Origin of the sequence: Oceanobacillus bengalensis (assembly GCF_003628445.1) — a bacterium.
Classification (GTDB): Bacteria; Bacillota; Bacilli; order Bacillales; family Amphibacillaceae; genus Oceanobacillus; species Oceanobacillus bengalensis.
Window position 1 is genome coordinate 116185 of record NZ_RBZO01000009.1, and the last position, 22096, is coordinate 138280.

Below are 22096 nucleotides of genomic sequence, written 5' to 3' on the forward strand. Positions count from 1 at the left end.
TGTATAAAAATTTACATACGTAGTTTTACCAACCACAAGTAAACTATACAGATTCAGCTTGACAAAGCGTGATTATATGAAGCCTTTTTCTTTCATCACCGTTAAAAATGAGTACTTTAGGTGATTTATAGGATAAGGATTATTTTTTTAGAAATTTTGAGGTGTAAATTTCTTTTTTTAGATGTTTTAATAATGCTCTTCTAGTTAAGATACCATCAAAAAAACCATCCTCATCCACTACACAAACAAATGCATGATTAATTAACGCATTAAGTCCATCTAAAAGACTGTCTTCTCTAGACAAAGTTGGTATATCCTTTGTCATCACTTCTTGAACACGTATGGAAGATAGCTTTTCCATTTCAATTCTTTCAAGGCCAAATATTTGATTTAATATAGCAGATTTCCCAATAATGCCCAGTAATTTATACGTGGAATCTAAAACTGGTATAGCTGAATATCCAGATTTAACCAAAACCAATAACGCATGCTCAGAAGGATTATTGACCTGAACATGGGCAACTTTTTCAGAGGATATCATTAATTCAGCAACAGGAATTTCTGTTAACTGTTTGTCTTCTTGTAACATACTCATAACAAACTCCCCTTTATTAAAATACTAATCTAAAAATGTATACGTTTTCTTACCCACATATTATTCTAACATAAATCAAAGAGAGACTCACTTATATCGATTCCTGGTTCATCAGTATATGGCGTTTAATCCTTATAAAGGGTATCAAAGATAAGAAGCGGTAAGAGTTGGATTCCTGTCGTGGTACATGGGAGACATAAATATTAATTTAACTTCCTTGCGTGAAGCTGCTAGTAGGTGATAAAATTAACATTTCGATATAAGCGGATTGTATAGTATATACTATAGTATGTAGTAATACCTCCATATTCTAATATGGAATTGTACATTTTAGCCCATTACAAGACATAGAATGATAACATATTGCTTCATTGCTATGAACATTTTATAAGATTATAACAAATTATTATTATAACATTATATTATATTTCTCTTGACTTAATGTCAAATAATTCAGACGTTTGTCTAAGATTGTTAATTACCCCCTAATATGAGAAAGGTTTGGTTTCAAGTGAATCGTCGCAGTTTCATAAAAAGAAGTCTATGGAGCATTTTAACCGTTATTGGAGCTGGGAGCGGAGGGTATTATTATGCAAGAAACATTGAGCCTAGTTTATTACAAATAAAAAAAGAAACAATAGCTTCAAGCAAGATCCCATCTTCATTTGATGGCTTTAAAATTATACAGTTTTCTGATACGCATATCGGATTCCACTATACAATTGAACAACTGAAAGATTTGGTTCATCAGATAAATATGCAAGATCCAGATATGGTGGTATTTACAGGCGATTTAATCGATGCGCCTAATCAATATCATCAATATGCCGATGTACACAGTGCACTCCTAAAAATTAATGCTAATTATGGTAAATATTGGATATACGGGAACCATGACCATGGAGGGTATGGAACGGAAATTATTAAAGAACTGATGCAACAATCTCAATTCACTTTACTACAGAACAATCATGCCATAATAGAAAAGAATGTCGACCGTATTATAATAGCAGGTATAGATGATGTGATATTAGGAAACCCAGATTTAAACAAAACTTTATACCAAACGAATTCTGATTTATTTACCATTTTATTGGCACACGAACCAGATTTCGCGGAGACTACACGACTATATCCCGTCAATATCCAATTATCTGGACATAGTCATGGTGGACAAGTTCGTTTTCCATTTCTAGGACATTTATATACACCAGCTTATGCAGAGAAGTATGTACAAGGGAAATATACGTTTGACAATGAGAATGAATTCACACTTTACGTCAATAGCGGTATTGGTACCACCCGCCTCCCATACCGCTTTCTTTGCAACCCAGAGTTTCATGTTTACACACTAAAGCATACAGTTTGAAAGTAATGTAAATATAGCATGTTCACATCATTTTCGGTTTTGTTTGTTTATAGTTAGAACAATAATGTTATACTTTACAGTAGGCTATATAACTACTTTTCAAGAAAAGGAGTATACACATTGAAATTATTGGTTAAATTTATTATTCTAGGACTTATTCTTTTTTTAGCAGCATGTGGTGGTTATCCGATTGATACAACCATGTCTGAAGAAGTTACTGATTTTGAATTTACAACACAAAACAATGATACATTGAGCCTCCAAGATTTAGAAGGTGAATGGTGGGTAGCAGATTTTATTTTCACAAATTGTACAACGGTTTGTCTACCAATGACTTCCAATATGGCTTCCTTACAGGAGAAATTAGTTGAAGAAGATATTGACGCACAACTTGTCTCCTTTAGTGTTGATCCGGAATTTGACACACCTGAAGTACTAAAACGATACGGTGAGAGCTACGGTGCTGACTTCTCTAATTGGACATTTTTAACAGGCTATGATTTCGAAACGATTAAGGAGCTTTCCATAAAATCATTTAAGAACCTAGTAGCAGCAGCTCCTGAAGGAACAAATCAAGTTTCACATGGTACTTGGTTTTTCCTAGTAAGCCCAGATGGTGAAGTAATAAAGAATTATAGTGGTACCGAGCCTGGATCAATTGACTCTATTGTTAATGATTTAAAGAAAGTAGAGTAACAAATGAGTGAAGAACAGAATGATTTTTATTTCTGTTCTTTTTTGCATTCATACTGTTTTCATTAAAATTGGTTCCTTTTTTTAGATATTTTCTACTATCTATCCTTAAGTAAAATTGCAATTCATTTCACAATTATTCCATTTTATCTTGAACTTGTACAAGCTTTACGGTACGATAGAATGGAGTAATCATATTAGCACGAGTAGAAAGGAGGAAAAATAATGGAACAAAGTATTGATTTACCAGAGCTAGCTAAAGCGCTTTATACAATTAATCGTCATGCTAAAACAGCTCCAGAGCCACAGCATTTGTACTATATCAAGAAAGAAGCAATTAATAAACTACTAGAAGAAAGTAAAGCAAAAAAAGTAGGACTCCATTTTTCTGATCATCCGAAATTTAGTAATCAGCACTCCACTTTACTTGTCAAAGTAGACGATTATTATTTTCATATTCCCCCAACAAAAGATGACTTCAAAGAACTGGAGCATTTAGGTTCCTTAGATCAGAATTATCGGAATCCTCAAACGAAAATGTCCTTATCTAAAGCCAAGAAAATTATTTATAACTATATTAATTATAAGCCAGAAAGAAAGCAACCTTCCACGAAGCGAAGATATGTTTCTTCCTATTACACCCCATCTTCACTTGGAAAAATGGAATGGCCTCCCACACGTAAATCACATCGGTAACAAAAGAAGCATAGTCAGTGACTATGCTTCTTTTTACTTTCCTCATGTTTTTCTGATAAGATAGCGGATTCCACCATATAACCCTAATAGTACTCCAAAGATTGCAATTACTTTTAACAGCATATCTAATATCGTAAAAAAAGGCTGACTCATGGTTGGAACGAATATAGTAATGGTAAAGAATATTAAAATAACGAATAAACTACTAACGATGTAGCTTAGTAATTTTGCAGATTGTAATACCACAAACCACTCTATAAAGGGTTGTATTATAAAATAGCATACAAGTACCCCAATTATAATAAAAATTAAATAGACATGATTCTCATTTAAGCCGAGAGCAGAGAGATGTGATAACTTTATAAACATTAGAAGGAAATACTCCATTTCTAATTAAACCCCTTATCCGTTTTTATCTATCCTATCCTTATATTTCAAAAACTATACACATACGCTTTCAAACCTTCTGAAATTTGTTATAATTCAATTAGAAAGGTGGGATTGTTTGAACAAAGCTGCTATTTTCATTATTATAGGGGCATCATTATGGGGAACAATTGGTTGGTTTGTTAAACACTTGTATGCACATGGTTTTACACCAATGGAGGTTGTAACGATTCGTGTATGGACCGCAGCTATTATACTAGTTTTCTTTGTCGCAATAACGGCACCAAAGAAACTTCTATTACATAAAAAAGGCGACATCAAATACTTTCTAGGAACTGGAATCTTAAGCATTATATTCTTTAACTTCTGTTTGTTTAAAACAATGGAAATTTCAACCATTCCAATCGCAACCGCATTATTGTATACAGCACCTGCTATCGTAACGATGATCTCTTATTTCTTATTTAAAGAAGCTTTAACAAAGAGCAAAATAGTCTCACTACTTATTACACTTCTTGGTACTTGTTTCGTAGTAGGCCTTATCCCCCTTAATTTAGAAGTATTACAGTTTAGTAGTATTCTATTTGGCTTAGGGGCTGGAATAGGATATGCATTATATAGTATTTTCAGTAAGTTCGCCTTAAAGAAATATTCAAGTTTAATCATTACAACCTATACCTTTATCATAGCCTCGTTAACATTGATTCCGTTTTTTCCATTTTCAGAGAAGATGCCATTGTTGTTAGAGCCTTCTGTGCTTTTCTTTGCATTTGGTTTAGGGATATTACCTACTGCTTTTGCTTATATTGTCTACACCTATGGATTACAACAAACAGAAGCATCTAAAGCCTCTATCCTTTCCACAATCGAACCAGTAGTTGCGACGATAATTGGAATATTTATTTTCAAAGAGGCATTTTCTTTCATACAGATGATTGGGATGGGATGTATCATTGGGGCTGTCATCTTACTCCAAGCTTCTGGTAGGAGGAAAATAATCTAAAAGTTACTACATGAATAAAACAGAAATGGCTGTGCATTTCTGTTTTATTTTTATCATTTACCCCATTTAGCAATACATCATCAAGATTGAAGTTCTTTCTCCTCTTTTTTTAATAGGTTCTTATGCTTCTTTTCTAAACGTAGCTCTATTTGTTTTATTCTATTTTCATCATTTAGTAATTCTTGTTTATTTTCTTTTACTAATTGCTCAAAGTTGAGAGATTTTGGTCTCATATGGCACACTCCTTATAATGTCTTAATTACATTATACCCTATTTTTCGACTTTTATGTCCAAATTATTTGAATATTTCACTAAAATTTTACATTTCTTATAAAAATGGTAATTAAGCTGGAACAAATACGAAATAATTTCTCACAAAAAAATAAAAAGCTGCACATACAGGCTTAGTCATAAATATATTACTCTAACAAAAGTATTAAATTAGCTTAATCTTCAGAATGAGATAGGTAAAGTGATAGTTTTTCTACTTTAGATGAAGGATATATGCACTTGACTTATGCATATAGTATGAACACTATTCAGAAGGGGTAAATCGCTTAGAAGCTTACCTAGAGAAGATATACTAAATTAGAATGATGATTATTTTTGGTTTGATTCTTTTTCCTTCGTCTTTTCAAATTCATTTAATAGTCGATCTAGTTCCTGACTTATCTCTATGGATTCTTTATCTGTTAATCCTTTCACTCCGGCAGTTTCTGTCATCTTTTTTCGTAATATTTCAATCTCAATCAGTATATTATTTAGTGTTGACATGATATTAAATAAAAGCCTCCCTGCTTTTAAAAATCGATTAGAAAATGTTTAAAAAGTCTGGTAAAAATGACAAATCGAATTTCTAAGGTTACACTACTCTGCTACCCACATGCAAATAACGTACGCTCCGGTATCGTGAGCTACGCTGCCTTGTACTTCTCGGTCCTGTTTATCCACTTGTTGAACAAGCACTATTATAATTTAGCATAGTAGTGTGATTATTGACAACCTTTTGATCAGATTTAGTTCATGGACACTCTTCTAAGAAATAATAGTCGATTCCTCGGGGGGACTATGCTACTATTATTATAATACTGATAAGGGAAGGAATGTCTTCGGTGACAGAAACCAAGAAAAAAAACGAATGGTTAGAATGGGGAAAAGCAATTCTTATAGCTATTTTAATAGCACTTTTTTTACGTTCTTTTATATTTGCGACATCTATCGTAGAAGGCGATAGTATGGATCCCACTCTCGAAGACGGTGAAAGAGTTATTTTCAATAAATTAATTTATCTATTGGATGACCCTAAACGTGGTGACATTGTAATTATCCAGCGCCCAGCAAAAAATTATGTGAAAAGAATTATCGGTTTACCTGGTGAAACAATTGAGATTAGTTCAGGTGATCTATATATAAATAATGAACAATATACTCAAAATTTTCTACCAGAGAAAGCGATATATCAATCAGATAATTATGGGCCATTGACTATACCGGAAGACAGCTATTTTGTAATGGGGGATAATCGTTCGATTAGCAAGGACAGTAGGAATGGACTAGGTTTAATTTTAGAAGATGAAATCATTGGAAAGTCAGAAGTTATTATTTACCCAATTAATGAGTGGGCTAGGACAAATTAAAGGGGGCAGCTTCCCCCTTTTTTTATAAAAATAAGACTTTATAAATTTTTGTACTTCGATTTCCTACGCAAGCACCTGTAATGCTTATGAGACTTCTCTCCCCTCATGATACGAGAAAATCAACATCAATTCGCTTTCGCTTTTCTTCATCTATTTTTCATTATCTAAAATACAAGATCCTATGTTATAAGCTAGAATAGCAAAACAAGCAATACCAAATAAAACTTCTAATCCCGTCATCTATGTAGCACTCCCTTCAAGTTATCATTGACCAGTAAAAGTCATCATACAACATCGCTTCCCTCCCTTCTATCATATACCAATTGGATACTCGAAATAAAGAAAAATATGTTAAAATAAAGAAATAATCAAAATGAAAACATAAAACATTCAAAAAGCAGATGCTTGGCTTTTTGAACAACCTTTATAAGTTAAACGGGGTGTCATCCATGTTGCATTGCCCATACTGCGGCACAAGTGTTCATATTGAAGAAGACGAGTTATTTTGTATACATTGTGGTAAGAAACTACCATCAGATATGCATGAACGTGCAAACAATTCAAAGAAAAAAAATAAATATTGGCTACTTCCACTTTTTTCTCTCATCCTGTCAATCATCGCAATTGGGATTTATCATTTAATGTTACAGAACCAAATTACCGATGCAAAGGAAGCTTATAATGTTGCTGAACAAGCTGCGTTAGAAGAGAATTATGAAGAGGCAATGACCGCTTTTAACGAGGCATTAGACCATCACAGCAACTTTAATCAAGCTGCCGTTTCATTAGAATTTGTTAAAAAGGCAATTGACATACAAGATTTACTCATAAAAGCAAATTCATTATCCGATAATGGTGAATTCCAACAAGCATTAGCACTTTTAACAGAAACGGAACAAGAATTAAAAGATTACACAGGAGACGCGGTTAATGAGCTAATCCACTCCATCCAATCACATCAAGAAACGATAAAGATGGCAAAAATCAGTGACGCTTTAAAGAAGGAGCCTACTATTGATGAACTTAAAATACTTCTTTGGGAATCAGAATCAGTGGGACAAGAAGCAGAGGATATTACAGAATCTATTCGACACCAAATAATTGATTATTCCTTTACTAAAGCAAGTGAATTAATAAATGAAAAGCAGTTTAGGGAAGCTACACTTTTTGTTGAAGACGGGATGAAGTATGCTCCAAATTCTGAAAAACTGATGAGCATTAAAACGACCATCGAAAAAGAAAAAGTTGCTTTTGAAACAGCTGAACAACAACGCATTGAACAAGCTATGAGTATTGCACAAGAAGATTATGAGCTAAATGAAACGGACGTGGTAGAACTTGTATCCGCTACATTAAAAAGAGATAAGCAAGGGAATTTAGTCGTAAACGGAGAGGTAAAAAGTGTTGCAGAAATGCCAATAAATTCAATTTTAGTTGAGTATTCCCTTTTAGATAACGGAAACGAAATGATTGCAAACGAAGTGTTTGTCTATCCTGATACACTCTACCCAAATGAAAGTGGCAATTTTGAATTTACCCATTTTAATACCAAAAAAATGAATGAATTAGAACTTAAAGTCACGAAAATTACTTGGTATACTGATTAGAATCGCTACAAACCGTCAAGTGAGGCGAAGAAAATGCAAATAAGAAAATACCTGCCGATTACAATAACAATCTTTATTCTAATAATTGGGATTGGTGCAATGGTTACGATGTATTATAACTGGAAGTCACAGGAAATAACAGTAAACAAACCAATGATTAATAAAGTCGTTTCTAGTAATGATCCTTTAAGCTTGAAATCAATCATACATGAGGCTGAAAAAAATGTCATTCTAATTGAGGGACAAAATGAATTGAATACCATAACAGGATCTGGTTTTTTATTCAATGAAAAAGGTGATATCATTACAAACGCACATGTAATTAAGGATGCTGAAGTAATTTATGTTCGAACAGCAAATGCAAGAACTTATCCTGCAGCAGTAGTTGGTATTAGTGAGGACATTGACATCGCTGTTATACGTGTTCCACAATTAGCCAATGAAAACACCTTATCCGTTGAGACTGCAACATCTGCAGAAATTGGGGATGAGGTTATTGCACTAGGCAGTCCACACGGCTTTCAAAATACGGTTACATTAGGTATTATTTCAGGTACTTCCCGTAATTTCACTGTTGATGGATATGATTATTCTAATGTTTATCAAATTTCTGCACAGATTACGCATGGAAATAGTGGAGGACCGTTAATTAATCGAGAAACCGGGGAAATAATCGGTATTAACTCAGTAGGAACTGCGGACGGCACAATTGGCTTTAGCATACCGATTATTGAAGTGATTGATCAAATTAACTTATGGTCGAATGAAGCTCAAAATGATCAGTTAGACTTTGCAAGTACTTCAGATATTATCAATACACAAAAACCGGAACTTTATATAGAGGATGCAGCCTATTTAGTAAATTACTTCCTAGAAAGTATTGAGATAAGAGATTACGTTAATGCATACTCCCTCCTTGGAAGTACGTTACAACTCGAAACGCCATATGCAATATTTAGAGATCAATATATTGATAATATTAATTTGCGTTACTCCGAAATGAATAGCAATGTAATGGAAAATAATCAGATTGAAACCTTAATCGACGTAACATTTGATACAAGAAGCGAAAGTGAACAAGAAGTCACTACAGAGACAGTCTCACTCACATTCACCATTGGCTATGAAAATGACCAACTAAAAATACTAAGAATAATGAGCGAAGAAATATAGGTATCCTTAATAGCTGATGCATTTTTCAATTTTTTTGCCTAAACTAGGGAAATCGTCTAGACACAGGTTACACAGCCTACATATATTATAACTGTACATGTAGGAGGTGAAAGAGCATGAGCTATTGTTACGGAGGATACGGCTATGGTGGGAATTCTTACGGAAATAACTTTGCGCTAATTGTTGTGCTTTTCATCCTATTAATTATTGTTGGCGCAGCATTTTACTGCTAAAGAAACAAATAGCTTGTGCTATATAAAGATAAGCACAAGCTATTATTTTTTTGCCTTATACATAGGCTCTTTTATTATTTATTCAGGGAGTCGACTGCCCTCCACTCCAAAAGCGACAATCCTTTAGTAGACAGCCTTTAAGGCTAACCAATGATAATACGTTCCTTTGGATAATGATAATTGCCTTTTTTGTTCTTTGTTTTGAACATAAGTAAAAAGGTTAATATACCTACCCTTCCGATAAACATTAAAAACATAAGAATTATTTTACTAATGGTTGATAATTCACTTGTCATACCTAATGAAAGACCAACTGTTCCAAACGCAGATGTTACTTCGAAAATAACATGCATTAGTGGAAAGGCTTCAATCTTGGAAATAACTAGGACACTTACAAATACGATAAACCCTGCCATGAGTGTAACGGTTACCGCTTTCGCTAAATCTTCCTCATGTATTTCACGGTTAAAAATACGTATATTATTACCGCCTCGTGCATAGGTAATGATATAGATAACTACCAATGCAAATGTCGTCGTTCGAATACCTCCTCCAGCACTACTTGGAGAAGCTCCAATAAACATTAGTAACGACATAAATAAATGATTTTCCTCTGTTAATAAGCTAACATCCATCGTAGAAAGACCGCCACTTCTTGTTGTAACGGACTGAAATAATGAATAAAATAATGTTTCATGCCAAGATTTACCCGAAAAAAAGTTTCCATAATCTAATACGAAAATCCCCAAAGTTCCTACTACAACTAATATTAGAAATGTGCTTGTTGTTATTTTCGTAAATAGACTAAACCTTAATGTTCTACGTTTATCACTCTTTGCAAAAATATGTTCCTTCACTTCAATTAATACTGGAAATCCAATTGCCCCAAAAATAATAAGCAACATATTTATAAATTGAACAAAGTAATCATGTCTAAATGGGTAAAGTGAATGCCCTGTAATATCGAAACCTCCATTAGAGACCGCACTAATGGTTCCAAAGAAACCGTGTAAATATGCTTCCTTAGCAGTTGGAAAGTACTGTAAAAAGTATGTACCTAAAACAAGAAAACCTACTAGCTCAATCGCTAATAACACATAAATAATTTGTTTGATTAACCGTACCATTCCTCGGAAACTGGTTTGGTTCTGATCAGTCATTATTAATTGTCTTTCTTTCAACCCAATTTTCTTACCTAACACAAGCCAGAATAATGTTCCAATCGCCATTACTCCTACAGCACCAATTTGTAAAATGAGAGTCAATAATATAATTCCTGTCGTACTTAATGTGTCAACGATCGATATTGTACTAAGGCCTGTAACACTTACCGCACTAACTGCCGTAAATAATGTATCAATAAAAGAGATACTTACCCCGTCTTTATGTGCGATGGGAAGTGATAATAAAAACGTTGAAACCGATACTGCTAGACAATAAAATAGCAATAGCATCTGCACGGGTGTTAATTTATTTAGCCAATGAATTTTTGAATAGTAAAATTTCATAAAAGTCTCCTACAATGTACTAGAATCTACAATCGTTCCTTTAAATAAAACATTTAAGTTGTCTCCAATTCGGTTCACACCAATGATTATACAATTAAAAAAAGCAGGATTATTATTTTCCTTTGTTATTTTAACCTTTAGTAAAAGGCTATCCTCTTTCTTAAATAATTCTTCTAAGAAGGTCTGATACCCTTGTTCTATATACGCTTCAATGATCCATTGATTCTTATCATCTTCCCTATTAATGATAAGACCATCTAATAGAGGAATTTGTTTTTCTTGCCTTTCATTATTACCTTTTATCGTGAGCATTTTCAATTTAAAAGTTTTCATCGAACCACCCTTTTCTTATACATATATAGAGTCTACCAAATTTTACTGAAAATCAATAGAAATTAGTTGAATCTATAGTATACTTTTTATTATAAACAGATAGGAGCGTCTTTCATGAGAAAACTTTTCATATTGGTAATGTTTGTTACTCTTATAGCAGGTTGTTCTGACAATACAGAACCAGTTATTCAAAAGGTAGAGAATATCGGCAATAAAGGGGATAACAGCAAACCTGAACTAATAGAAGAAGAAGTAGAAGATGAGCAAGAAATAATCGAATATATTGATTTTTCCGTTGATGATCAACTTGTTAGGGTCAACTTAGATGGAATCCCTATTTTAAATAATTATTTGATTGGAATCATTGATAAGGAAACAGCTGTAGAAGGAATGAATTTGGAGGAAATAGAAGGACAAAGTATATACTTGTTAGAATTCTCTTGCCAAAATGATTTATGTTCTTACCTGATTATAAATCAGAATGAAGAGGATCAATCTTATCTTCTCACAGATTTAGCCAGATATGAAACAACACATTTTTCTCCCGATGGTTCAAAATTGGCTATTCAATTTAGTAGGCCATCTTCTCATGACTACCCTTTACACCATATTATTACAATTAATACGGAAACATGGGAACTATTGGATTTACAAAATGAAACAGAAAGTGAGAGTATCCTACAATACACTTGGCCGTATATCTCTGTTGAATGGATTGACGACACGAGCATTTCAGTCACGAAGCAGAGCTTGATAGGGAATGATGAAGGTGAAAAAAATCCAACACTAGAAAACCAAAATAATACAACAACATCAATATTAACGATAAAATAGGAAACATATATGAAAACAAACTTAGGAGGGGTCACTTATGAACAGTACAATTGAAACTATACTAAACCATCGCTCCATACGGCTATTTAAAGAGGAAAAATTAACAACAAAACAAATACAACTACTTGTGCAATCAGCACAACAAGCATCTACTTCTAGCAATGTCATGGCGTATACAATTATCGGGATTTCAGATAAGAATGTAAAAGAAGAATTGAAAGAGATCTCTGGCCATAAACATGTAATAAACAATGGCCATTTATTTATCTTCTGTGGCGATTTACATCGTGTACAATTAGTTGCATCTGATGAAGTAAGAAGTAAAATGATGGAAATGGTAGAGAGTACTGAACAATTTATTGTAGCGAACATTGATGCTGCCTTGGCAGCGCAGAACTTATCAATCGCTGCCGAGTCAATGGGCCTAGGGATATGCTTCCTTGGAAGCTTAAGAAATAATATTGAACGTTTTAGTGAAATATTGAAACTACCTGAACATGTTATTCCATTATTCGGCATTGCTGTTGGGTATCCAGATCACAAACCCGAAATAAAACCACGCTTACCAATAGATGCTGTGTATCATGAGAATCAATATCCTACAGACGATAAGCTGATTTCAATGGTAGCAAAATATGATGAGGAAATAAAAGCATATTATCAAACCCGGTCAACGAATCGTAAGGTTGAAACGTGGACAGAGCAAATGATCCAAAAATATAGCAATTCAACTCGATTAGACGTAGCAGATTTCACGAAAAAGCAGAAACTAAATAACCAATAAAAACAGGGAGCCCTTCCCTGTTTTTTTTACTCGAAAATTAGCTTCTCCACATGTTCGATGGTCACCTTTTCTCCTTCAACATGGAAATTTGCCTTCATATGTAAATCACTTTCACCTTTTACCTTTGGAAGTAATTTCACCTTTTCTTGTCGATAAATATTCCCCATTTCTAGCCTCTTTGATACCATACTTCCAGTAAAGTCATGATTTTTATTTCCCAAAGAAACAGAAATAAGTGGTGTCTGATGTTCAATTTCAATTGGCTCTTCCCCAACATATTGCAGGGATTGAAATACATTAATTCCGTTATTAGCCTTTTCAACTTTCATATGTAAGATAAAATCTCCAACCTGTTTTACCTGCGCCTTTTCTGTGATTAAGCTCCCAGCTTCTGAAAGATGAACTGCATACCCAATAATTAAAGAGCTCACGATTAAGATAACCACAAGAATGCCTGTCTTCCTCATAAACGACTCCTCCTAAAAACATCCCCTTACTTAATAAGACGAATGAGACCATGAAAATGTTTCAGAATTATTTAAGAAGGCAAAAAATCCCTCTAAACATACCTAGGAAAATAATAGAAAGTATATTTACTGTTATAAATCAAAAACTTAAATGACCACATATTTTAGGGAGGCGTAAAAATGACAGTTGCCACACAAGTAAAACAAACAATTGCAGGTCTTAAAAGTGCACAGGCAAGCTTTGAACAATTTGCACTTCAAACGGAAAACAAACAAGCGAAACAAATATACCAAAATGCCGCGCAACAAACTCAAACTATATTAGATACGGTTGAACCAAGAATGCAGCAAATTGAACAAGAAGAACCACAATACAAGCAGTAAAATAATCGGAGGTTGGTTCCTAATCTAACCTCCTACATACTTCTTTATAAAAGAAATGGGTGAGAAAAATGCACAAAACCAATTTATCATTATTCGTCTTATTACTTTTGGCATTATTAATCGGTTGTGATGGTGATTCAACTACCCAATCAATTGAAAATAAAGGAATAGATGTAAGAAACATTTCAGTTAATAATATGATTGACCAAACCCCCTCTAATAAAGCCAAAAAGATTCTGGAGAAACATGATGAAGTAATTGGAATAAAGGCAGCTAATACTTCGGAGGATATGATTGTTTCTGTTGAAATAAAGCATAGTAAACGATTCACACTAAAAAAAATAACGAAAGAATTATCCAATAAGCTAAAGGACACTTTCAGTGACTATCACGTAGAACTTTCCATTGATAAGAAAATCTTCTTAGAACTGGAAAAACTAGAGGAAAAGATTCAAAAAAAATCCATTTCTAAGAAAGAAGTGGAAGAAGAAATCAAACGAATCACGAAATTATCTAAAGAACAAACTTAACCAATCATTATGGAAAAGAGTGAAGTAATGTGTCTAACGACAAAAAGAAAAATTTACCACCACAAGCACAAGAATATCAAGCATTCCAAAGCAGACGAGAAGTAAAACGGCCAATATTAAAAAATTGTATTAAAGCTTTTCTCGTTGGTGGGTTCATTTGTTTAATCGGTCAATGCATTACAACTTTCTATATTTACTATTTCAACTTTACAGAACAAACTGCTGGTAATCCAACTACAGCAACACTTATATTCCTAACGATGTTGCTTACGGGATTTGGTGTCTATGATCGTATTGGACAATTCGCGGGAGCCGGATCCGCAGTACCTGTGACTGGATTTGGTAACGCAGTAATCTCTGCGGCAATTGAACATAAAACGGAAGGATTTATATTGGGTATCGGTGGAAGTATGTTTAAAGTTGCTGGTCCAGTAATCACGTATGGTGTATTCTCAGCATTTATTGTTGCATTAATCAAAACAATTTTAATCAAGTGGGGTGGCTTCTAATGCTTAACGGACATCAAACATGGATATTTCAAAATAAACCAGTCATTATTTCAACAGGTACAGTTGGCGGCCCTTTCGAAGCAAATGGAGCAATTCCAAAAGCGTTTGACATATTACATGATGATATGTGGCTAAATAAGGATTCATTCGAAAAAGCCCAGCAAACCATGATGGAGGAAGCATGTCAAATCGCGATAAAAAAAAGCACGATTGAGAAGGAGCAAGTTAAATTTTTTATTAGTGGTGATTTAATCAATCAAATCACCCCTACAACTTTAGCAGCTCGGTCGATGAGCATTCCGTATTTTGGTTTATTCAGCGCTTGTGCAACTTCCATGGAAAGTCTTGCTTTGTCTGCTGCAATTATTAATGCACATGGTGCGGATTATATTTTAAGCGGTGTATCCAGTCATAATGCTGCAACCGAAAAACAATTCCGCTACCCAACAGAATACGGTGGCCAAAAGCCTCCAACAGCACAATGGACTGTCACTGGTGCAGGTTGCGCTTTGGTTGCGAAAGATGGGGATGGTCCAGTAGTAACATCCGCAACAATAGGTAAGGTGGTTGACATGGGGATGAATGACCCATTTAACATGGGTGGTGCGATGGCCCCAGCAGCTGTGGACACAATTGAAACGCATTTAAAAGAAAGAAATATCGACCATACGTACTATGATTTGATTATTACTGGTGACTTAGCACATATCGGTAGAGAAGTATCTCTGGATTTACTTCATAAAAAAGGAATAGACATACCCGAAGAAAAATATGTTGACTCAGGGTTGACGATTTACCGTGAAGACCAGCCCGTATTAGCAGGAGCAAGTGGGCCAGCATGTAGCGCTATTGTTGCATATGGTCACTTTTTGGAAAAGCTGAAACAAGGTGAACTGAAGCGTATTCTCGTCGTTGCAACAGGGTCTCTTCAATCTCCGTTAAGTGTGAATCAGGGGGACACAATTCCAGGAATCGCCCATGCAGTTTCGATAGAAGTAGGAAGTGATATACAATGATTTTTTTCTGGGCATTTGTAATTGGTGGCCTTATTTGTGTTATTGGTCAAATCATGTTCGATGTATTTAAGCTCTCCCCTGCCCATACGCTGACAACATTGGTTGTCGCTGGTGCAATTTTAGATGGATTAGGATTATATGAACCACTGATTGATTTCGCAGGAGCTGGAGCGACAGTTCCGATAACAAGTTTCGGTAACTCTTTAGTCCATGGCGCGATGCAAGAAGCCGAAAAACATGGACTCATTGGTGTAATAACTGGCATGTTTGAAGTAACGAGTTCTGGTATATCAGCAGCAATTATTTTCGGTGTGATTGGTGCACTAATATTTAAACCAAAAGGATAAGAGGAGTGAAAGTATGACTGTTGGTTCACAAGTAAAAGGATGCTTTGCTTCTATCAAAAATATAGAAGCAAGTTTAGAAACGTTAGCAAACAAAGTACAAGATGTAGAGGCAAAAAATGCCTATAACGAAGTACAGCAAATTATTTCACAAATAAAGGACGATCTAAAAAAACAGGTCATCTATTTGGCACGTGAAGAACCTCAATATAAATAGTAGTAAGAAAGGAAATGGGTACTATGCCTGATTGGATAATTATCATTTTAAAATCAATCACACTCATCATCATATTGTTCACCTTTACCAAATTACTTGGATCAAAACAAATTTCTCATATGAATATTTTTGATTACATCACTGGCATTGTGCTCGGAGGAATTGTTGCAGTTCATACAATAGATCCTAACTTAAATTTACTGTATGGGATAATAGCAATGTTTATCTGGTTCATTGTTCCTTTTGCAGTGGAATGGGGGTCGTTAAAAAGTAAAGCCTTTCGTAATTTTACAGAAGGAAAAAGTACCGTATTTATTCAAGATGGGAAAATTATGGAAGATAATTTAAAAAAGGAAGGATTCACTACAGACGATTTGCTCGAAAAATTACGTGATAAGGATATTTTTCTCACATCCGATGTAGAGTTTGCTTTATTAGAACCAAATGGAGCAATTAGTGTTCTACCTAAGCGAGAGAACAGACCTTTGACCGCTAAGGACTTAGGGATCAAACTTGCACCAACAAAAGAACCGCAAACAGTGATTATGGACGGAAAGGTGATGCACGAATCATTAGCCAATCTTAACCTAAATTTAAAATGGTTAGAGACTGAACTCGCCAAACTAAATGTGAGCATCGAGAACGTTTTTATGGGGCAGGCAGATAATGATGGTGCGCTTTATGTAGATTTATACGATGATAAAATTGCCGTTCCAGAACCAACAGAAAAGCCATTACTGCTTGCAACTATGAAAAAATGCCAAGCTGACTTGGAATTGTTCGCCCTATCTACAGAAAATCAAACAGCAAAAGATATGTATGAGCAAAATAGTAAAAAGTTACAAGTTGCTATTGATAAAATTGAGACCTATCTAACATAACCCATTGGGAATGTTTGATAGGTTCCTCTTTATTATTCTTCTATACGTAAAGCTACCTTACCAAATTGTTTGCCTTCGTCTAGGTAATTAAAAGCTTCATTCGTTTGTTCGAATGGATATATTCGATCAACCACAGGATGCATCTTGTATGTTTCGAGATGATGTAACATATCCCGCAATTCCTTTCTACTACCCATCGTTGTTCCAAATAATTGATACTGTCCATAAAAGAAATTTCGTAAATTAAAATCAATATTATCTTCTGTTGTCGCGCCAAATGTCACGATACGTCCGCCTTTTTTCAGAACATTCATAGACTGATTAAATGTAACCTTTCCGACACTTTCAATAACTAGATCAACCGTCTCATTCGCTAATTCCTTATTCCAATCACTATTGGTATCAAGTACAATATCTGCCCCTAATGTTTTTGCCCTTTCCCTTTTCTCCTCACTGCGAGAAGTAACGATTACCCTTGCCCCAATATTTTTAGCAAATTGTATAAGGTATGTAGAAACACCACTACCTGCACCAGGAATAAAGACTGTATCCTTATCTGTTATTTTTCCCTTTGTAAAAAGCGCACGGTAGCCTGTAAGTGCGGACAAAGCTAATACACCAGCCTCATTCCAATCTAAATGTGCAGGCTTCTTCTCTACTTGTTCTTCTGAAATTGCGATTTTCTCTGCGAACGTTCCGTGATCAGGCATGCCCAGAAGATCGAATTCAATTGGCGGAGCATCCGTATTGTCATACCACCTTAGTGAAGGATTGATGATAACTTCATCTCCTATTTGAAATTTGGTTGCTCCCTCTCCTACTGATTCAATAATCCCAGCACCGTCAGAGCCTAAAATTAATGCACCTTCAGCTTTTCCTCTACGATTTGGTATGTATAGATCACGACGATTTAGTCCAGCAGTTTTTATGGAAACAACTACTTCACCTTTTTTAGCAACAGGATTGTCCATTTCCTTTTCCTTTAATTTTCCATACTCCAAGACAAACGCCTTCATTCAGGTCACCTCTCTAATAATAACTGCTAATCGTTTCTAATTGCTGCTTACTAATGATATCTTGTTCAAACAATGGTATGTAAATTAATTCTTGTTCCTTAAATGTCTCTTTAATCATCTTTAAATATTGGCTTTCATGTTCCTTTCGCTGCCTGAAAAAAGTACCATCGATATTTTCTGGCAAAATCTTATTGATAACTAAAGTTTTAACATGGAGCTTATATTTATCCAGTAATGCTATCGCCTTTTTCGTTTCCAAGATTGGTAGTCTTTCTGGGTTAAGAACGAAGATAAATCCTGTTACATGATGATCTAACAATACTCCCCTAGCCTTTTGGAATCGCTCTTTTCTTTCTCTGAGTACATCATAAATTGGATCTTCAATCGGGTCTCCATCATTTAATAATTGTGTATAGTTTTCGTTCGTCTTTTTACGCCGTTGCAACAAGCCTTCTATCCATATTCCCATTAATTCCGGTAATGAGAGCAACCTAATTGTATGACCTGTTGGTGCGGTATCAAATACTAGCTTATCATAGTTTTCCCTTTCTTCTAAAATAATAGATATTAATTTATCAAATAATGCAGCCTCATCTGCACCAGGTGATGCCTTTGCTGTATCTAATTGACGATGAACTTCTTGCATCATACTGGTATTCACGGTTCCTTTAATGTTTTCTTTCACACTATTAATATAGTTCGTTGTTTCTATGTCAGGATCAATCTCTAACGCATATAAATTATCAGAAATATTAATTGCCTCCCCTCCGATTGATTGACCAAAAATATCCCCAAGATTATGTGCCGGGTCTGTTGAAACGAGTAAAGTCTTATGTCCTTCCTGTGCAGACTTCCAAGCAATAGCCACAGCAGAAGTTGACTTCCCTACTCCACCTTTTCCACCAACAAAGATTACTTTTTTCTCTTGTTCTTTCATCTTCTCCCCCCTTTTTTGTTTAAATCTAGCAACAACGAATTCCTGACAATGGAGAATGGTCCATTCCCATTCTTAAATGCCAATCATGAAACTTTTCAATCATGTAAGGATATAACTCAAGTGTATAATAATATACTGGATTCGGAATTCCAATCATTTCGGAATATAGCAACAACAAAAATAAGTCATCCTCATTTCTTAGCTCACGAGCAATTTCTGTTCGATGTGGTAAGCTAATAACTTCCTCATAATATTCTATTAGTTTTTTAATCTTATCAATCATCAAGGATACACCCCCAAAAGTATGTACAAAAGAGGCTGGGATATAACTGAACAATATTTCACAGTCAATATAAACTTCGGACTAATTTAATTAAGAATATCTTAAATCGGAGCAAATCTCGCCGTCCGGGATTGCTCCGGGCGGATGCGGACCTTAGGGAACCTACCGAGCCTCCTCGCGGAAAGCATCCGCTGCGGGGTCTTCGGACACGTGCTATTCCCGCAGGACAAGGAAGACGCCCTAAGATGCGCGAAGTGTCTTTCCGTAACGGTGTGTTTAGAATTATTCTGAATTAAAGAAATCAACTATCTATACAAAATCCGAAGTAATTTGAATTGTAATGAAAAATTTTAAGGCATTGTTCGGATTTTACTATAATAAATTACTTTTGATCCAGCCTCTTGATTCATTACTAATAATTATCCAACTTTATTTTTATCAATTGGATCATCATATTTGCCTCGCATAACAGATATTGAAGTTAGAGCTATCCATAGCGCAAAAACGAAGATAATCGCCCCAAGTACAAATAGTAATGTGTTAGATCCTGTTCCCCATGCAGCCCACTCTAAGAAAACTTGTTGGAATAATGCATACATCGTCATAAACATTACAAATATCATCGGTATTAAAGTTACAGCGTAGTTGCTTCCTCTTCGTTTCAGCCAAATGGAAATTAACATTAAACTAATACCTGCAAGTAACTGATTTGCTGTACCAAATAACGGCCAGATTAAATACCCACCAGAACCAAAACCATTTGGTCCTTCTGGAATAAGCACTAATGCTGCACTAGAAAGAACTGCAACAGATGTTGCCACATGCGTTTTCGTTAATGCCGGTACTTTATATTCAGCGCCTAATTCAGCAATGATATAACGCATTAAACGCACAGCTGTATCAAGTGTTGTTGCTGCGAAACTAACTACAATAACAGATACAATCGTCGTCGCCACTGCTGGCGGAATGCCTAGACCTCCTGCAAGAACAGCAGCACCCTCTACAAATACCCCTAATCCTGCTCCATTTGCAGCTGTAAAACTACTGTATGTTGCAAAGAAGTCATCCGCATTTGCAAAGAATGTTCCAACTGTAATAATAGCGATAAGCGCTAAAATTCCTTCACCTACTGCTCCGAAATATCCTACAAATCGTGCTTCCGTTTCATTATTTAATTGTTTCGAAGTTGTCCCAGACGATACGAGACCATGGAATCCCGAAATTGCTCCACATGCTACTGTAATAAATAGTAATGGTAACCAGTTTTTATCTGGATTTTCATTTAATACTGGTGCAGTCATTTCTGGATTTGTAAAAATTAATCCTAAGTAAAGAATCCCCAATCCAACAACAAGCTGATGGGAATTGATAAAATCCCTTGGCTGCAATAACTTCCATACTGGAAGAGTGGATGCAATATAACAATAAACCATTAGGAATACAATCCAAATGAGGAATGCCGTAGAAACAGCACCAAGACCAAATAAACCTTCCCCACTTTCACCACCCATATACTGAACCAAATCAATTTGCAAGAAATCAACTTGTGCAGTTAGAATTGCGGCGGCATACATGATAACCAGCGCTATTAAAGACGGAACGAGCATACGTATATTCTTCTTATACACAAGGTATCCAATAATAACTGCTAATGGAATTTGAATCATAACCGGGAATACACTTGATGGATATGAGATAAATAAATTGGCAATAACCCATGCAAATACAGCATTAACCATTAAAACAAGAATTAAGATAATAAATAAAAATAGTAGTTTTCCTCGTTTACCAATTAATTTGTCAGCGATAGTACCTACTGACTGTCCTTTGTTTCTAACAGATAACGCTAACGTACCAAAGTCATGTACCCCCGCAGCGAAAACGGTTCCAATAATAACCCATAAAAATGCCGGAAGCCAGCCCCAATATAGTGCAATTGCAGGACCGAGAATTGGTGCAGCTCCAGCAACTGATGTAAAATGATGTCCCCACAACACAAATTTATTTGTAGGTACAAAATCTACACCATCTTTATACTGATGTGCTGGTGTGACATAATTTGGATCTAGCTTAAAGATTTTCTCTGCAACAAATTTCGAATAATAGCGGTAACCTAATGCAAAAACAACCATACCAATAATTGCAACCAAAATCGCATTCATATTCCTTTACCTCCCTTTTAGTATTTCACCCTATAATTTTTTTGAACACTTTCATATAGTACAAACTCATTCTATAATGAAATATTATATTTGCAAATATCAGAATTATTAATCGTTATGTATCTTTTGAATATTTTTTCAATAGAAAGGGGCTGGGACAAAACGAAAACCTTCCAATCAAAAGACGAATATTATAGCATAGGAATCTCGGAATGTTAACTTTCTACAATTGAATGTTAATTCATAGTCGATGTAAAGTGTAGACTAACTTAATTCAGTATTGTTTAGCTCTCGCTTACACTTATTAATGCTATGTGCTGTAATTTGCTGCGGCAGAATGCTTCGCGGACCTTAGGGCACGGCCTCAGCCCTCCTTGGAAGAAGAACACTTCCTGTGGGGTCTTCGGACACGTGCTGTTCCCGCAGGAGTCTACGCATTCTGCCTACGCTATATTGAGTGCTCTAGATGTTATTAAAGCTATCGAACATAAAATTAC

Annotated in this window: 28 protein-coding genes; 17 read left to right on the forward strand and 11 right to left on the reverse strand. The window is 35.0% G+C overall.

The window, feature by feature from the left end; all coding sequences use genetic code 11:
• Positions 1–139: 139 nt before the first annotated feature.
• Positions 140–595 carry a cyclic-di-AMP-binding protein CbpB gene (gene cbpB, locus D8M05_RS07755; protein ID WP_121130343.1) on the reverse strand — a complete coding sequence of 152 codons (456 nt, stop codon included), beginning with the start codon at positions 593–595 and terminating at the stop codon, positions 140–142.
• Between the two features lie 511 nt (positions 596–1106).
• Between cbpB and D8M05_RS07760 the strand changes: the two genes are divergently transcribed.
• The 3 genes from D8M05_RS07760 (at position 1107) to D8M05_RS07770 (ending at position 3353) form a co-directional block, all read left to right on the forward strand.
• Positions 1107–1964 carry a metallophosphoesterase gene (locus tag D8M05_RS07760; protein ID WP_121130345.1) on the forward strand — a complete coding sequence of 286 codons (858 nt, stop codon included), beginning with the start codon at positions 1107–1109 and terminating at the stop codon, positions 1962–1964.
• A gap of 120 nt (positions 1965–2084) precedes the next feature.
• A complete protein-coding gene (locus D8M05_RS07765; protein ID WP_121130347.1) occupies positions 2085–2660 on the forward strand; it encodes an SCO family protein in 576 nt (191 codons plus the stop codon).
• Positions 2661–2882: 222 nt separating this feature from the next.
• Positions 2883–3353 (forward strand): YkyB family protein, encoded by a 471-nt coding sequence (locus tag D8M05_RS07770; RefSeq protein WP_121130349.1) that lies wholly within the window; start codon positions 2883–2885, stop codon positions 3351–3353.
• Between the two features lie 42 nt (positions 3354–3395).
• On the opposite strand, the gene D8M05_RS07775 is transcribed toward D8M05_RS07770, so the two are convergent.
• Complete coding sequence (locus tag D8M05_RS07775) at positions 3396–3722, reverse strand: hypothetical protein (RefSeq protein WP_147405165.1); 327 nt, start codon at positions 3720–3722, stop codon at positions 3396–3398.
• Positions 3723–3858: 136 nt separating this feature from the next.
• Here D8M05_RS07775 and D8M05_RS07780 point away from each other — a divergent pair, with 136 nt between their 5' ends.
• Positions 3859–4743: a DMT family transporter gene (locus D8M05_RS07780; RefSeq protein WP_121130353.1), complete on the forward strand. Its 885-nt coding sequence runs from the start codon at positions 3859–3861 to the stop codon at positions 4741–4743.
• A gap of 80 nt (positions 4744–4823) precedes the next feature.
• Here D8M05_RS07780 and D8M05_RS07785 read toward each other — a convergent pair whose 3' ends face one another.
• Together D8M05_RS07785 and D8M05_RS07790 are read right to left on the reverse strand one after the other, a co-directional pair.
• Positions 4824–4976, reverse strand: coding sequence for an FbpB family small basic protein (locus D8M05_RS07785; protein WP_121130355.1), 153 nt, complete (start codon positions 4974–4976; stop codon positions 4824–4826).
• Positions 4977–5344: 368 nt separating this feature from the next.
• Complete coding sequence (locus tag D8M05_RS07790; protein WP_121130357.1) at positions 5345–5518, reverse strand: aspartyl-phosphate phosphatase Spo0E family protein; 174 nt, start codon at positions 5516–5518, stop codon at positions 5345–5347.
• Between the two features lie 338 nt (positions 5519–5856).
• Between D8M05_RS07790 and lepB the strand changes: the two genes are divergently transcribed.
• The 4 genes from lepB (at position 5857) to D8M05_RS07810 (ending at position 9394) form a co-directional block, all read left to right on the forward strand.
• Positions 5857–6381, forward strand: a complete 525-nt coding sequence (lepB, locus tag D8M05_RS07795; RefSeq protein ID WP_121130359.1) for a signal peptidase I — start codon at positions 5857–5859, stop codon at positions 6379–6381.
• Positions 6382–6830: 449 nt separating this feature from the next.
• Positions 6831–7988: a zinc ribbon domain-containing protein gene (locus tag D8M05_RS07800; RefSeq protein ID WP_121130361.1), complete on the forward strand. Its 1158-nt coding sequence runs from the start codon at positions 6831–6833 to the stop codon at positions 7986–7988.
• A 33-nt stretch (positions 7989–8021) separates the two neighbouring features.
• Entirely contained in the window at positions 8022–9161 is a 1140-nt protein-coding gene (locus D8M05_RS07805; RefSeq protein ID WP_121130363.1) for a S1C family serine protease, read from the forward strand.
• Positions 9162–9277: 116 nt separating this feature from the next.
• Positions 9278–9394, forward strand: coding sequence for a YjcZ family sporulation protein (locus tag D8M05_RS07810; RefSeq protein ID WP_121130365.1), 117 nt, complete (start codon positions 9278–9280; stop codon positions 9392–9394).
• 143 nt (positions 9395–9537) lie between these two features.
• Here D8M05_RS07810 and D8M05_RS07815 read toward each other — a convergent pair whose 3' ends face one another.
• Positions 9538–10902 (reverse strand): TrkH family potassium uptake protein, encoded by a 1365-nt coding sequence (locus D8M05_RS07815; RefSeq protein WP_121130367.1) that lies wholly within the window; start codon positions 10900–10902, stop codon positions 9538–9540.
• A 9-nt stretch (positions 10903–10911) separates the two neighbouring features.
• Positions 10912–11235 (reverse strand): YwpF family protein, encoded by a 324-nt coding sequence (locus D8M05_RS07820; RefSeq protein WP_121130369.1) that lies wholly within the window; start codon positions 11233–11235, stop codon positions 10912–10914.
• 114 nt (positions 11236–11349) lie between these two features.
• Here D8M05_RS07820 and D8M05_RS07825 point away from each other — a divergent pair, with 114 nt between their 5' ends.
• On the forward strand, positions 11350–12069 hold the full coding sequence (locus tag D8M05_RS07825) for a hypothetical protein (protein WP_121130371.1): 720 nt from the start codon (positions 11350–11352) through the stop codon (positions 12067–12069).
• A 37-nt stretch (positions 12070–12106) separates the two neighbouring features.
• Positions 12107–12853, forward strand: a complete 747-nt coding sequence (gene nfsA, locus D8M05_RS07830; RefSeq protein ID WP_121130373.1) for an oxygen-insensitive NADPH nitroreductase — start codon at positions 12107–12109, stop codon at positions 12851–12853.
• 26 nt (positions 12854–12879) lie between these two features.
• On the opposite strand, the gene D8M05_RS07835 is transcribed toward nfsA, so the two are convergent.
• Positions 12880–13320, reverse strand: coding sequence for a hypothetical protein (locus D8M05_RS07835; protein WP_121130375.1), 441 nt, complete (start codon positions 13318–13320; stop codon positions 12880–12882).
• 180 nt (positions 13321–13500) lie between these two features.
• Here D8M05_RS07835 and D8M05_RS07840 point away from each other — a divergent pair, with 180 nt between their 5' ends.
• The 7 genes from D8M05_RS07840 (at position 13501) to D8M05_RS07870 (ending at position 17201) form a co-directional block, all read left to right on the forward strand.
• Complete coding sequence (locus D8M05_RS07840; RefSeq protein ID WP_121130377.1) at positions 13501–13704, forward strand: DUF1657 domain-containing protein; 204 nt, start codon at positions 13501–13503, stop codon at positions 13702–13704.
• Positions 13705–13772: 68 nt separating this feature from the next.
• Positions 13773–14234, forward strand: coding sequence for a hypothetical protein (locus D8M05_RS07845; RefSeq protein WP_121130379.1), 462 nt, complete (start codon positions 13773–13775; stop codon positions 14232–14234).
• A 29-nt stretch (positions 14235–14263) separates the two neighbouring features.
• The gene (gene spoVAC / locus D8M05_RS07850; RefSeq protein ID WP_121130381.1) at positions 14264–14743 is read left to right on the forward strand and encodes a stage V sporulation protein AC; all 480 of its coding nucleotides are present in this window, start codon (positions 14264–14266) and stop codon (positions 14741–14743) included.
• The gene (gene spoVAD, locus D8M05_RS07855) at positions 14743–15759 is read left to right on the forward strand and encodes a stage V sporulation protein AD (RefSeq protein ID WP_121130383.1); all 1017 of its coding nucleotides are present in this window, start codon (positions 14743–14745) and stop codon (positions 15757–15759) included. Before spoVAC ends, spoVAD begins: the two co-directional genes overlap by 1 nt.
• On the forward strand, positions 15756–16106 hold the full coding sequence (spoVAE, locus tag D8M05_RS07860) for a stage V sporulation protein AE (protein WP_121130385.1): 351 nt from the start codon (positions 15756–15758) through the stop codon (positions 16104–16106). Before spoVAD ends, spoVAE begins: the two co-directional genes overlap by 4 nt.
• Positions 16107–16119: 13 nt before the next feature.
• The gene (locus D8M05_RS07865) at positions 16120–16320 is read left to right on the forward strand and encodes a DUF1657 domain-containing protein (RefSeq protein ID WP_121130387.1); all 201 of its coding nucleotides are present in this window, start codon (positions 16120–16122) and stop codon (positions 16318–16320) included.
• Between the two features lie 23 nt (positions 16321–16343).
• Positions 16344–17201 (forward strand): DUF421 domain-containing protein, encoded by an 858-nt coding sequence (locus D8M05_RS07870; RefSeq protein ID WP_121130389.1) that lies wholly within the window; start codon positions 16344–16346, stop codon positions 17199–17201.
• A gap of 32 nt (positions 17202–17233) precedes the next feature.
• Here the strand turns inward: D8M05_RS07870 and D8M05_RS07875 are convergent, their stop codons facing one another.
• The 4 genes from D8M05_RS07875 to D8M05_RS07890 all read right to left on the reverse strand — a co-directional run bounded on the left by D8M05_RS07875 (position 17234) and on the right by D8M05_RS07890 (position 21599).
• Positions 17234–18217, reverse strand: coding sequence for a zinc-binding dehydrogenase (locus D8M05_RS07875; protein ID WP_121130391.1), 984 nt, complete (start codon positions 18215–18217; stop codon positions 17234–17236).
• Between the two features lie 13 nt (positions 18218–18230).
• Positions 18231–19154 carry an ArsA family ATPase gene (locus D8M05_RS07880; protein ID WP_121130393.1) on the reverse strand — a complete coding sequence of 308 codons (924 nt, stop codon included), beginning with the start codon at positions 19152–19154 and terminating at the stop codon, positions 18231–18233.
• A gap of 25 nt (positions 19155–19179) precedes the next feature.
• Complete coding sequence (locus D8M05_RS07885; RefSeq protein WP_121130395.1) at positions 19180–19437, reverse strand: cory-CC-star protein; 258 nt, start codon at positions 19435–19437, stop codon at positions 19180–19182.
• Positions 19438–19856: 419 nt separating this feature from the next.
• Entirely contained in the window at positions 19857–21599 is a 1743-nt protein-coding gene (locus D8M05_RS07890) for a carbon starvation CstA family protein (RefSeq protein WP_121130397.1), read from the reverse strand.
• Positions 21600–22096 lie beyond the last annotated feature (497 nt).